The 13,565-nt window shown below is 60.8% G+C and carries 8 protein-coding genes and 1 pseudogene; 4 read left to right on the plus strand and 5 right to left on the minus strand.

Features of this window, described 5'->3' with window-relative positions:
• Positions 1–69 precede the first annotated feature (69 nt).
• Together HRF45_04130 and HRF45_04135 are read right to left on the minus strand one after the other, a co-directional pair.
• Positions 70–1,917, minus strand: a complete 1,848-nt coding sequence (locus tag HRF45_04130) for a tetratricopeptide repeat protein (protein ID MEP0765714.1) — start codon at positions 1,915–1,917, stop codon at positions 70–72.
• The gene (locus HRF45_04135) at positions 1,914–2,627 is read right to left on the minus strand and encodes a gamma-glutamyl-gamma-aminobutyrate hydrolase family protein (GenBank protein ID MEP0765715.1); all 714 of its coding nucleotides are present in this window, start codon (positions 2,625–2,627) and stop codon (positions 1,914–1,916) included. Before HRF45_04135 ends, HRF45_04130 begins: the two co-directional genes overlap by 4 nt.
• A gap of 70 nt (positions 2,628–2,697) precedes the next feature.
• Between HRF45_04135 and HRF45_04140 the strand changes: the two genes are divergently transcribed.
• The gene (locus HRF45_04140) at positions 2,698–3,495 is read left to right on the plus strand and encodes a TIM barrel protein (protein ID MEP0765716.1); all 798 of its coding nucleotides are present in this window, start codon (positions 2,698–2,700) and stop codon (positions 3,493–3,495) included.
• Here HRF45_04140 and HRF45_04145 read toward each other — a convergent pair.
• Positions 3,492–4,520, minus strand: a complete 1,029-nt coding sequence (locus HRF45_04145) for an alpha/beta hydrolase (GenBank protein ID MEP0765717.1) — start codon at positions 4,518–4,520, stop codon at positions 3,492–3,494. The genes HRF45_04140 and HRF45_04145 overlap by 4 nt on opposite strands.
• 105 nt (positions 4,521–4,625) lie before the next feature.
• Between HRF45_04145 and dusB the strand changes: the two genes are divergently transcribed.
• Positions 4,626–5,603, plus strand: a complete 978-nt coding sequence (gene dusB / locus HRF45_04150) for a tRNA dihydrouridine synthase DusB (protein ID MEP0765718.1) — start codon at positions 4,626–4,628, stop codon at positions 5,601–5,603.
• A 182-nt stretch (positions 5,604–5,785) separates the two neighbouring features.
• Here dusB and HRF45_04155 read toward each other — a convergent pair whose 3' ends face one another.
• Both HRF45_04155 and HRF45_04160 read right to left on the minus strand, forming a co-directional pair.
• Positions 5,786–6,688 (minus strand): cation transporter, encoded by a 903-nt coding sequence (locus HRF45_04155; protein MEP0765719.1) that lies wholly within the window; start codon positions 6,686–6,688, stop codon positions 5,786–5,788.
• Positions 6,689–7,296: 608 nt separating this feature from the next.
• Positions 7,297–9,087 (minus strand): M3 family oligoendopeptidase, encoded by a 1,791-nt coding sequence (locus HRF45_04160; GenBank protein MEP0765720.1) that lies wholly within the window; start codon positions 9,085–9,087, stop codon positions 7,297–7,299.
• Between the two features lie 142 nt (positions 9,088–9,229).
• Between HRF45_04160 and HRF45_04165 the strand changes: the two are divergent.
• Positions 9,230–9,418 (plus strand): annotated as a pseudogene (locus HRF45_04165) (prepilin-type N-terminal cleavage/methylation domain-containing protein).
• Positions 9,419–10,239: 821 nt separating this feature from the next.
• Positions 10,240–13,545 (plus strand): hypothetical protein, encoded by a 3,306-nt coding sequence (locus tag HRF45_04170; protein ID MEP0765721.1) that lies wholly within the window; start codon positions 10,240–10,242, stop codon positions 13,543–13,545.
• Positions 13,546–13,565: the final 20 nt, after the last annotated feature.

Below are 13,565 nucleotides of genomic sequence, written 5' to 3' on the forward strand. Positions count from 1 at the left end.
GTGCTTCAGACTATCACGCGGAGAGTCCAAGGAATCGCCAAGATCGCAGAATGTGGGGTGACGGCTGTGCTATTCAATCGTAGGCCGGGGAAAGTCTGGACGGCGAGCCGCGCGTACGCGGGAGCTGAGTTCTTCCTGGCCCATCGCGTCCAGGCTACGAGCCGCTCGCTCGGCATCCTCGTCGCGACCGAGCATCTTCGCCGCGATGCCGTAGTTGGCCAATACGAGCGGGTCGTAGGGCAGCTTCCGTAAAGCTTGTCGAAACGTTCGGAACGCCTCATCGGCTTTACCTTGTGCGAAGAGCGCAGCAGCAAGCTCACCGTAGGCGGTAGGGTACTGCGGCAGCAACGCCAACAGCCGTCTCGACGCTGCTTCCGCCTTCTCGGCCTTCTCCATACGGTTGAAACCGCGCGCTAATACCTCCCACACCGGCCAGTAATCTCCGAGCCACCGAGCAACCTGCTCCAGTTCGAACAACGCTGCCTCGTCGCGGCCCTCCATCAGCCGCTTAGTCAGTTGTCGGAAACGCTCCAGCTTCTCTGGTTCCTCCATTTCCATCCTTCGAGCTTCGAGGGCTGCACGAATCGGCGGCCCAGGGTCCTGGGCCAGTGCGTCTCTCAGCACTCGAATCGCATCGGAGACCCTGCCGCAGAAGTAAAGGCAGTCAGCCAGCTCGACGGCCAGCCCCGGTTGGTTAGGTAGTGCCTCAGCGGCAGCTTCGTAGTGTGCTAGCGCCTTCGCGTGGCTCTCACGGTGCATGTAAGTACGTGCCAAGTGCACGTGCACCTGCTCCGGACTATCGACTGCTTGGAGTGCCTCCTCCAGCACCTGGAGCGCTGCGTCGCTCTCTCCGCGGCTCTCATGGCTCATAGCGAGGTTGATCCAGTGGATGGCCACAGTACGATCTCGGTCCAGGATGCGCTGCCATAGTGCATGGGCCTCGTCCGGCCTACCTTCCTTGGTCAAAAGCGATGCGTAGGCCGGTGCTGTCGGGCTCGGCTCGAGGGGTGATTCTCTGGAGATGGCTTCTTCGAAAGACTTCATCGCTTCGGCATTGAGTCCCAACGACGATTGCGTGAAACCTAACCGCGTCCACAACGCGGGTTCGGCGGGATTCAGTTTCAGCGACTTCTCGAAGCACTCCAGTGCAAGAGAGTCTTGGTTCATGCGGTGATACAGGTCTCCCAGCGAATACCACCCACGCCAGTCGTCTTCGCACAGCTCGTTCACCGTTTTGAGGCTTCGCTCGATCACGTCGGCGTGTATGGGACCCAGATGCACACACTGGCGTGTTAGTTCGATCAGTGCCTCGTAGGGTGCCAAGTAGTCGGGGTCTAGCCGCACGGCACGCACTAGGGCGTCGAACGCCGGCTCGAAATCGGCATCTTCAGGCAGGTAGTCACCCACATGCCGCAGATAGGCGAGTGCGTCCCATCCTTGTAGCAAAGCAAGCACCGCCTCGCCGGTCGACTCCCGAAGTGATGCACCTAACGCACGCGCCACGTCTGCAGACTCGTGCCCGAGCATCCTTGCGCTCTCAAGAAGCATCTGCTCGATAAGGTCTGCCACCTCCGTCCTGTCGGCGGACAGCGTGCGCTCGATGGGCTCCTCGGACTCGGCCATGGTCACTCGCAGGGTCAACTCCAGCCGGTCTCCCATCTCGAGAAGCCCATCTAGCACGGCGTCAGCCTGCAGGTGCTCGAGCAGCTTGCGCGACCACTCTGCATCGTGGGGCCCGCCAGCCACCATGACTCGCTCTTCTCTGTCCTCACGCTGCAGCCGCGCCATGAAAGACACTTCCATCACCTGCAGGCCGGGGATGGCCTTCAGGCTCTCGCCAACGAGATGTGCGAACTGGCGACCATGTGCCGCGGACGCCGACGACGAGGTGGCGAAGGGTGTAACCGCGATCTTCATCGTGCGCCCGCCTGCGAGGCTGCACGCACGAATGCACGCATCAACCCGACGGTCGCCGGACTATCAGGTGTGCGCTCAGGGTGCCACTGCACGCCCATTAGCCACCTGCCGTCCAGCGACTCCACGCCTTCGATCACGCCATCGTCGGCTAGGGCGGTGACCCGAAGGTTGGGAGCCACGCGGTGAATGGCTTGGTGGTGGGAGCTAGAGCACTCGAACTGAAACAGCCCACATGCCTCGGCCAGACGTGAGTCGGCTTCGACAGCGACGGGGTGAACCAGCGGCTGCCCCGGCCCCCCAGTGTGAGGGTGCGCATTGGGTAGCGCGCCGGGGATGTGTTGGTACAGACTGCCACCCAGCCGTACGTTGGCGAACTGGCACCCATAGCAGATACCCAGGATAGGCTTGCCGGTGGGCAAGAAGCACTCCCAGAGCCGCTTCTCGAAGGCATGTCGCGCCTCCGAGATTGGCTCGGTCTCCGGCTGCGGCGTTTCCCCATACTCCTCGGGAGGCAGGTCCCTGCCACCCGCAATCAGCCATCCGTCGAGCCTTTCTGCATAAGGCGCCGGATCGTCCACGAACGGCAACACCAAAGGCACCCCGCCTCCGATGACGACAGCTTGGCAATAGGAGAGAAGTGCGCGTTCCGGCGGGCCCGAAGCGTTCTCGACGAGATCCGCGGTGATACCAATGAGAGGATGGGAAGCCATGCGAACAGTATAATCGGTACAGCGAAGCATGGGCAATGCAGGCGTCCCCTGCTCGCAAGGAAGGGACGAAGTGAGCAGCAGCCTCCCGATCGCGATCCAACCCATCACGTGGGGCAACACCCCGCTCGAACAAGTGTGTCAAGAAGTCGCGACCCTCGGCTACGAAGGCATCGAGCCGCCAGTCGCCAACTATCTGGAGGACATCCCGCGATTGCATGGCATGCTGGAGGAGGCAGGGCTACGATGCAGCGCCACCTACACCGGGGTCTCATTGCTCGATCCTGCGACGCGCGAGGAGGAACTGCGACAAGAACTCGCCATCGCCCGGGCTCTTCGAGAGCTCGATGCGGAGATCATCGTGCTGTCGGCGCCGGAGCGGCAGGTGGAGCGTTCCGTGTCTCACCCGCCGTCCGTCATTCGCGAGTATGCAGGCCATGTCAACGACTTGTGCAGACGGCTGCGTGAGGAAACGGGTGTCATTCCCGCGTTCCACAACCACATCCACACGCTGATCGAGCGGCCCGAGGAGATTGATCTGTTCCTCGAGTACACGGACCCTGACCTGCTGTTCTGCGGCTTCGACAGTGCACAGCTCTCGGCCGGGGGAGCGTGTCCCGTCGAGTACTTCATCCGTTACGCTGCCCGCACCAGGTACGTCCATCTAAAGGACCGACAGCTTGGGCGACCGACTTACGGCAACTTCTGCGAGCTCGGCCTCGGCTTCATTGACATCCAAGCCATCGTGCAGGTGCTGACCGACGCGGGATACTCCGGCTGGCTTACCGTCGAGGTGGACCAGAGCCTCACCACACCACGCGACAGCGCAGCCGTGTGCAGAGAGTTCTTGTGCAACCGATGCGGGCTCTAGTCGCCTTCGGGCCGCCGCCAATCCGCGCGAGGAAGGAAGCGTAAAATGGCGAGCATCAGTCTCTGCGGCTGCTCATAGAACGCGAAGTGCCCGCAATCATCGAGGATCTCGAACTGCGCCCCCTTGACGAAGCGGCGCGCAATCTCCAATTGCCGTACTGTCACCACACCGTCCGAACGACCTCCGATCAGCAGAGTAGGCACCGACACTTTCTTCAGTAGCGGCGTCGCGTCCATAGTGTGAAAGCTCTCGTTCTGCACGAGCGCTGTGCTGACCGCGGCCGATAAGTCTAATTTTTCGATTGGTATCTTATACTTATCGGCTTCCGCTTTCAGTCTACGAAGCTCCGCTTGCACTGTTGCCGAGTTCGGGTCGTGGAAGTAGAGTTGCGCATCCCCAAGGGCGAGCACGTAAGCACCGGCCAGCCGGCGGGGGTCCGATTGGGACATCTTGCGCAGGGAGTCCACTTGTTCCTGGATCACCTTCGCGCGGGCCTTTTCACCCTCGCTACCCTCCTTTAGCCACTGCTTGGCTTTGAAAGCGGCGTTGTCAAGCACATCGTCGGTCATGATGGGCACGGACACAAGCCCGCTGATGTTGATGAAGCACGAGACTCGTTCAGGGTGCTGAGTGACGTAGTGCAATCCAAGGAGCCCGCCCCACGCGTGTCCGATCACTGCCCACTTCTCAATGCCCAACTGTTCCCGCACCACCTCGATATCGCGGACCAGACGTTCTATGGAGTACGCCTTGGCTTCCGCGGCAGTTAGGGGCGAAGACAAGCCGCACCCACGCTGATCGAGGTACACGACGGTCAGTGAGCGCTCCAGCTCCGGTCCGGCCGTTGCCATAAAGGGTAAGGCTGAATACCCTGGGCCACCGTGCAGGTACAAAGCATACGGGTTCTCACTGTCCGCGCCACGGATGTGTACGTGCAGAGTTGCGCCGCCGACCTCGAGGTCGCGCTGCTCGTCCACGGCAAGCGCAGCGGTCATCATCAAAATACAGGCTGCGAACAAGCCCATCTGTCCCTCCTTGGCCCATTACTGAGGATCCCTATCTATTGTGCCGGATTCTCACTACTCACTCTAGCTTTTCGTCGGGCCGTGCGGGTGCGGCATAATCCGACTGTGCGCCCATTCCGCATCGGCCCAGTGCTTGTAGACCCGCCAATCGTGCTCGCGCCGATGGAGGACGTGACCAACGCCGCCTTCCGCGCCATCGCCAAGCGTATCGGCGGCCCAGGCCTCATGGTAACCGAGTTCGTCAGCGCAATGGCGGTGCGCTACGCGCCATCTCGCTCAATCCCCAAGATGAGGGTGCAGGACGAGGAGCGGCCGCTGGCAGTCCAGATATTCGGCTCCGAGCCCGAGGTCATGGCCGACACCGCCCGCATCGCGAGGGACATGGGCGCCGACATCGTGGACATAAATATGGGCTGTTGGGTGCCCAAGGTGTGCCGGCAGGGTAGCGGCGCTGCGCTCCTCAAGGAGCCCGGGCAGGCGCTTGCCGTGGTGGAAGCGGTGGTTGCCGCCGTGGACGTGCCGGTGACCGTGAAGGTCCGAGCAGGATGGGATTACGCACACCTGGCTTCTATATCCCTCGCCCCTCGGTTCGAGCGAGCCGGGGCACAGGCCATCACCCTGCACGCGCGTACGGCAAAGCAGGGGTTCACTGGCAGAGCCGACTGGTCACTCATCGGAGAGATGAAGAGAGCGGTGCGTATTCCGGTCATCGGCAACGGCGACATTCACACACCCCAGGACGCTGAGCGTATGTTCAGAGAAACCGGATGCGACGGCGTGATGATCGGGCGAGCGGCTATTGCGAACCCGTGGTTCCTCGCACAGGTGAGGGACCACCTCGAAGGTCGCCTACCGCGCCCGGAACCTTCGTTCGAAGAGCGCTGCCGGGTAGCTCTGGAGCATCTCAACCGGCACATCGCGGAGCTCGGTAGCGAGGACCGAGCAGTCCGGAGCCTGCGTGGTCAGTTGCCCGGGTACTTCCGGGGCTTCGAGGGCGCAGCTCGCCTCAGGGAACGCATCTCGCATGCATGCTCGGTGGCCGACGTTCAGGCGGCACTGACGGAGTTGGGACCCAAGTCCTAATCGGACTACAACCCGCCGCCCTAGTGAACGAAACGGGGGTCCTCGGTCGTCAAAGCCGTTGAGAAGAACGAACAAGCAGTAACCAACCCACACCCGAGTAGAAAACTCCTACACCGAGACGGTTATGGAGTGACGCGTAGCGGGCGGCCGGACCCAGACCGGCCGCCCGTTGTGCTAGCGGGCTACGCGTGGTGAGTCTGTTGGTGGAGTAGCTCGGCCTCATGGGGCTCGAAGTGGATGCTTACCTCGACTTTCGGAAACGCTTGTCGAACCTTGTCTTCCAGCTCTTCGGCGATGTGGTGCGCGTCCACCAAGGAGAGGTCGTCGTCCAGAAGAACGTGCACGTCCACCATCCTCGAACGTCCGGACCGGCGTGTACGCAGCTTATGGAAGTCCCGAACGTGACTGTCCGAGAGTAAGATGGCGCGGATTTTCTCTTCCTCCCACTGCGGCAGAGCTGCGTCCATCAGAGGGTGAACAGCTTCCAGGGTCAAGTGCCACGAGAGCCGCATAATCATCAGTGACACCCCGATGGCGACTAGGGGATCCACGATGTGCCAATGGGTCAGCTTCACCAGCACTAGCCCAGCCAAGACGCCGACCGATGTCCACACGTCCGTCAGCAGGTGATAACCATCCGCCTTGAGAGCGGGCGACTCGGTCTGCCGAGCTACCCGGAGGAGATAGGCGGAAACAAGAGTGTTGGCTACGGCAGAGAGCAACATTACACCGATCGCCAGGTCCACCTGTATCTCCGCAGGGTGGACGATGCGCCGCAGCGCTTCCACCACCACAACGCAGCCACCCGCAAAGATGAGGAGGGCCTGAACGAACGCCGAGAGGCTTTCTGCCTTGCCATGGCCGTAGGGATGCCCTTCATCGGCAGGAGCAGCGGCGGCTCGGATGCCGAAGAACGCGAGAAGGCTGGCCACGAGGTCAGAAGCAGAGTGCACGGCTTCCGAGATGACACTCACCGACAGCGTCATCACGCCGACCACCAGCTTCAGAACGACCAGCAGCGTGTTGGAGACGATGGATAGTGCAGCCGCCCTGAGCTTGACGCGCCGCAGAGCATCCTCGAGCATAGGGCCATTATACCGACGCACAGATTCCTGCCCAATCTGGGCATTGCCCCGCAATCTTGCGGGGCCAATGGCAAGATCTTCAAATCGGCTATGGCAAAGAGCCGAAAGTTGCGGTAATATAATGAAGCAGACGGCTCATGAGGCCGGATGAGGCAGCATTGCGTTGCCTGTTTTGGATTCTCTCAAGGGAGAGATTGTTTTGGATACTGGATGGTGGTCCCCCGGCAGCCTTGTCGGGTTAGAAGCGACTGTTTCTCCTATCGCGCGAGTGTTCACGTGTCGGTTTCGCGGCACGCGGCATCTCACTACCTCCCCATCCCGACTATCCGCTTTTGTTCATGGGCCTCGTTGGGTGAATGCCCGTCCCTACGGCGCGTCAGCCTGGCAGCCGGCTCATGCTCTGGCAAGCGTTTCCAGCGCGCGATGCAAAGTGCGCGGTTCCTCCGGTAGCCGCATCGCGACCGACGAGAGCAGCACGATGACGTGGCGACCGACCAACCCGTCGGCCGGTCGGCTTGGTGCGCTTTTCGCTTGGTCAGAGTGAAACATGGGGCGGGAGCCCCTGGCTCCCGCCCAACTTTTTTCCTGCGCTCTCCCCACGGCCAGGCCTATGTGTTGAACTCTGCCCAGAGCCTCTCGAATCGCTGAATCCTGTCTTCCAGCACTCGAAAGCCCCCCAACCAGAAGTCCCGGGAACGTAGGTCGATCCCTACGCTGGACATCAGCTCATGCGGGCTCTTGCTGCCGCCTGCCCGAAGCAGAGCGACGTACTTCGGCTCGAAAGCCGGCCCCTGCTCCAGCGCCATCCGGTAAAGCGACATCACCAACAGCTCCCCGAACGAATACGCGTAGACGTAGAACGGCGAGTGAACGAAGTGGGGCACGTAGGACCACCAGCGACGGTGGTCGTCGCCCAGGACCACGCTATCGCCGAACATGGCCTGCTGGCGGGATTGCCAGTAGGCTCCCAGTTCCTCGGCGGTCATCTCGCCTTTCTCCCTTCGGTGCGAATGGATGTCCTGCTCGAACCGGTACATCGCGGCCTGTCGGAAGATGGTGGCGAAAGCGCCCTCGATGCTCTCGGCGTACATCGCCAGACGGTCTTTCGGCGTAGCGGTCTCCTGCAGCGCATCGAACACGAGCATCTCCCCGAAGGTGCTGGCGAGCTCGGCAAGCGGCAGGGTCCCGCTGTAGTTGAGATAGGTCTGTTCCGCAGAGAGTGACGCGTGGACGCCGTGCCCCAACTCGTGGGCCAAGGTCAGCACGTCGTCCATCTTCCCGTGGTAGTTGAGGAAGACGTAGGGGTGGACGTCCGGCGTAACGTAGGAACAGAAAGCTCCGCCCATCTTTCCCGGTGCGGGGGCGGCGTCAATCCATCCCTTTCGGAAGAACTGCTCCGCGTGTTCGCGAATCGTGGAGGAGAACCTGCCGAAGCTGGTGAGCACGATCTCCTCTGCTTGGCCCCACTCTACCCGTGACTCGGTTTCGAACAGCGGTGCGTAGCGGTCGTAGTGCGTGAGCTCGTCCAGGCCCAGAATCTGCTTCTTCAGCCGGTAGTATCGAGCGCAGAGTGGGTACTCCTGCTCGCAGACCTGCATCACTAACTCGACCGTGTCGTTGTCCAACTCGTTACTGATGTGCCGGGACTCCATCGGCGAGGGCAAACCGCGCAGTCGATCGTTGATTGACTTGTCCAGTAACAGCGTGTTGAAAGTGTGCACGAGAACACGCTCGAGATCGGCCAGGCCCTTAGTCAGGGACTCGGCTGCAGCGCGGCGTTCTTCCCTGTCAGGCGAGCGTAGCTTATCGAGCAGCTCGGACTCCGTCTGCTCGGAGACTTCCCCACGAAGCTCGAACCGGAAGCGGTGGTTGGAGAGAACCTCCGTGAACAGTCGGCCGAAAGCGCGGGCTCCAGAGTTCTTACACTCCTCGAGAATCCGCTCCTCGGGCTCGGAAAGCGTGTAGTCGCGGAAAGCTCGGGACGCACGGACGAAGTGGACATAGTTCTCGAGCACCGGATCGTCGAGCAGCTTCTCTATGTGCTCCTCTTCCGCTGCAAGTAGCTCGAGTGTAAAGAACATAGTCTCCAGCGAGATTTGTGTAGCTTTCTCCTGCATTAGTTGCATGAATCTTGCGTTCTCAGGGTCCCCGGTGTTCGCGGCATAGAGGAGCCCAGCGAACTCCATCGGCTTACTGTTTTCCTGCAGCAAGCGTTCGTACTCCCGAAGGGCTGCTAGTAACTCAGCGGCTTCGAGGTCCTTAGACCCAATGCGTCCGCGGTACCGGGTGGCAAACTGCTGCGCACGTGCCAGTCCCTTCTCGAGCGCGGCCTCGATTCTCGGGTCAGCGGGCGATTCGAATAGGTCGGATAGGTCCCATTTCGGTGCGATAGCGGTCATCGGTTGCTCCTTGCTTCGGTTGCGGGTCGCGTATGTATACCCTCCACGCTTTCGGCGAAAAGTTCACCGACTCCTAACACAGCCCAAATCTGCCGGTGTGGTACAACAAGTTCGATCCGGCAACTTTAGCAAGGAGGTGCGGATGAAGCCAATCAGGCCCTGCGGGGGATTCACCCTGATCGAGCTCTTGGTGGTCATCGCGATCATCGCGATCTTGGCGGCGATTCTGTTCCCTGTCTTCGCCCGAGCACGTGAGCAGGCGCACAAGGCCACGTGCGCGAGCAATCTTAAGCAGTTCGGAATCGCATTCACGCTCTATGGTAACGACTACAGTCAGAAGTGGCCGCTGCCGGGCACTCGCGACCAGTACGACACTGCGCAGAACGACGAGCCGGGGCTCAATGTCCAGGGGGCCTTCTGGGATATGGCAGACACCAATCCGAACGGTGGCCTCAACGCATATATGAGGAATCGTAGCTCGGACGAGAAGAAGGGTATCTCGGTGTGGTCATGCCCGAAGTTGTTCCCTCTCTACCACGAGACGGACATCCCGCAGTCAGGGGGGAGTATCACGTTCAAGCAACTCACCATCCGGAGCTACGGTATGAACTGGTACTTGCGCAGTCCGCATCCGGAGATCGGGTCAGTGGAGCAGAACTTCGGATACTACGAGGGCACCATCGGCAAGAACACCTTCTCTAGTATCGCGCAGATCCCATTCCAGATTCCTCTTCGCTACTCGTACCTTCGCGCTCCCGGTGATACCGTTCTCTTGTTCGAGGGTGTGCCGGTAGAAGGGATGAGCAGTCGCGGACCATACCTCGGTTCACCTCGCCGAAGCGGGGGCTATACCTTCGTCAAAGGTTTCATGGGGCATCCGAAGAAGAGCGCTTCGGAGCCCAACGGAGTCTATGAGTTCGAGGAGATCCGCACCGGCAGCTACCGAGGCGGCGAGCCTTGGCACACCGAAGTGAACAACTTTCTTATGTGTGACGGTCACGTGAAAGCACAACGTCCGAAGCGCTATCCGTGGGTGCCGACGCGTGACGATAATCACTGGTACGTTTCGCTCTTGAGAGATTAGGTTGGTGTGCCGCCGAGACGCGGCTGCCACCCCTCTCCGAATTCTGTCCTTACTTGCTTTGAGATGCTATGAACGAGAGAGAGAATAAGCGCACCTATGTGTCCATGGCGTCCACTCGCCTCTGTACGCAGACTCAACGCCCCTTCGTCGTCATATCTAACCACATCAACTTCTGCTCAAAGGAGATGCACATGTCCACAGCTCTCGTACGCGGTGTGGCGCGGCTCGGGATAACCCTGGCTGCCCTCACCGCTGTCGTCGCAAGCTACGCGCTGGAGACTACGGCACAGGCTAACTATCTAGCCTATGACGCGTATAACAACAACTCGGCACCGCAGATTGTCGAAGTCGAAGGTATCGTGGTGTCACCGCCCAAGTTCTACCGCACCACAGAAACACCGCCTCTGGCACAGGAGGGTGTGTCTTTCGGTGCGATGGTCATCCAGGATCCCTCAGCCAACCGCAACATCGGTGGCACCGTCTACAGCAACGCCATCAAGGTCGTTTTCGGCAGCAACTACGGAAGTATTCCGAACGGCGCGTTCCCGCTGTCGTTCGCAGACCGACAGCTCTACGGGTTTCCGCGAGAGGGAGACAGGGTTCGTGTCAAGGGCTATGCAACGATCAGCTACGGCACGATCTCGGCAATCTTCTCGCTGACTATCGGCAATGAGCCTATCATCGATATGCGGGACGACGTGCAGTTTCCGTACATACAGGTGCTCTCGGAGAACAACTACGTCGCGCCTACGGTTATCACGCCGGGCACGCTCGCTGCCTTCCCATACACCAAGTTCGCGTCCTCTGCGACCGCAGGCCTGGTGGATCAGCACTCCCGAAAGGGTGTTGTCGGCTTCGGTCAGGGCAACCTGATCGTCAACCCGCTTCTAGGCATGTTAGTAGAGCTTCATGGCTTCAAGTACGACATGCTGAATCCGAACAACATCCAGCAGTCGTACAACAATAGCAAAGTCGGGTTCGTCATTGCGGACAGCAGCGGGAATAGCACACTCAACGCTGCCGCGGTCTTCGTCAACACCAGGCCTTCGCTCGGCACCGGAGAAACGCCCGTGCCGATTGACTGCAGCGTTCTTCCTCCTGGAAACAGCGACCCCGTCTACGGTGTGGTTAACAGCCACCTATTGCTTCAGGGTACCGACATCTGGAACTGCACAGGCGTTCAAGCACGTTACCAGTCGGACATCGCGGCGAGCGGTGGTCCTCCCAACCGTGTCACCTACTCGACCGTGGCTCTGCAGACCAACCAGCCTCCGTTGCCCGGCTCCAACGTGGACGTGACCGTCAACGCACTGGAGTTCAATCCGGGTGGTGCAACAGTCACGCTAGACTTGGGTGTGCTCGGGCCTGGTGGAGCACTCGACCCCGTTACCAGCGCACCAATCACCAGCCTCGTGCTGCCCCCGACGTCGCCCGGATCAAGTATCTACAAGGGCACCTTCAAGATCGGTGGACCCGCTCGAAAGGGCATCCTCTCGCCTATCATTCGGTACCAGAATACCGGGGTGGACTTCTTCCTCAACACCTCGCACGTGTTCTCACCCGTCATCAACGCGGTGCCATTCAAGTCGGTGGCTGCTCTCAAGGCAGTCATCAACAACCTGCCCGACGGCTACCCCGTCGCAATCGATGCCTCGATCCCTGGTACGATCAACCCGATCGTCACGTGTGCGGAGAACGACGCAGGAGGGTGGCTAAGCTCCACTAGCCAACTGTGGGTCCAGGACCCCTTCGTTCCAGCGGGCCAGAACATCTACCTGCCGGACGGCAACAAGGCCTTCCCGATTGCGGCTCGGGGTGATGCTCTCAACGTGGCCGGCACCCTGCTGAACTTCCGCGGCAACCGTGAGATCAACTCGCGCACCAGCTTCGTCAGTGTGGTGTCCTCTGGCAATCCGGTTCCAGCTCCCGTGCTGATGAACACCAACAACGTTAGCCCGGAGTGCCACGACGCCACTCTTGGACAGACACTGCCTGCGTCCGCCGTCCCGAACCAAGGGGTCCTCGCTACCGTGGTCGGTCGCGTTGTCGCCTCTCCGTCCGCTCTGCAGGGCTCGCCCTTCCAGAGTTGGGTCGACATCGACGACGGAACTGGACGCATCGCCATCAAGCTAGATGACCGCTACACGACTGAGCCCGATCTAGTGGACTGGCTGACCGTCGGTGACACGGTCATTGCCACGGGCGTACTCGCGGGCAACTACTACTCCACGAGTGACCCGCGCATAGCACGGACGCTGTGGATCCGCAGCAAGTCCGAGATTCTCAAGAACCCGCCGACCACCGTCATCAATGTACCGGTGGCTGCTGGCCAACAGTTGGTGACGCTGCCGGCACCGGCTACCACCTACTCGCCCAACATCATCCCGCCTTCGCTGAATGCCCGCCGCCTCTTCAACGGCACCCTCTACACCGGACTGCCCGCTCCGGGCGAACCGTGGTACAAGGGTCTCGAGTTCCTACAGCTCGGCGAGGCTTACCAGATCAACCCACCCGGGGCAGCCACCAACTTCACCTATAACGGCCTTGCAAGCGGCACGGCCCTCGACATCGACGGTAACCAGCAGACGTTCGATCTCGACAACCTACCGCGCTGGTACGGAATGTTGCCGTCGCCGGGAAGCCAGCAGCTCGTCGGGATTTCGTACACAGGCAAGACCGTACTGTGGGACGACGACGGTCCGGCGAACCAGCTGTGGGCCACGGACACTGGCACCATGCAGAGCGTGTTCGGCGCACCCAGCACGTTGATCTCGGGTCTGGCGAACGAGGCGGGCATTCCGATCACTTCGCCCAAGACCTTCGCCGCCGGAGAGAGCTACCGCGCTACCACCAAGGTGGCCAACGTCTCGATGGTATACACGCCAACGGCAATCCCGCAGACCTGCAACTTGACCGTCGAGGTCAAGCTGGATCCGCAGTTTATCGGTTCCGTCAACGGTCTACCGATTGAAGTGCAGCTGCGCTACCCCGGCACCACCACACCGGTCCGAACGGTGACTGGAACGCTGAACGCGCTGGGCCGCATCACCATCAGCAACGTGCTATTCGGCGTGTATGATGTGTGGGTCAAGCCCTGCGGCTTCCTCGCCGCGAAGTCGGATAGCGTGGCTGTCACGGGTTGCCCAACCAGCATCGCGCTGGTGGATGGTCCTCTGGGAGCCGGCATCCGCGCCGGTGACGCCAATCCCGCGGGCCTCAGCTACAACACCGTCACGCTCGACGACATCAACGTCGTGCTGTTGAACTTCGGTCAGGCCAAGCCCTGCCCGATCGATCTCAACGGCTCGGGGTTCGTCGACCTACCCGATCTGAACATCTGTCTGGTCTACTTCGGCCAGTCAGGAACACCGTAAGCTCCGGACGCTCGCCAAAT

The sequence above is a fragment of the Fimbriimonadia bacterium genome (genome assembly GCA_039961735.1).
GTDB lineage: Bacteria > Armatimonadota > Fimbriimonadia > Fimbriimonadales > JABRVX01 > JABRVX01.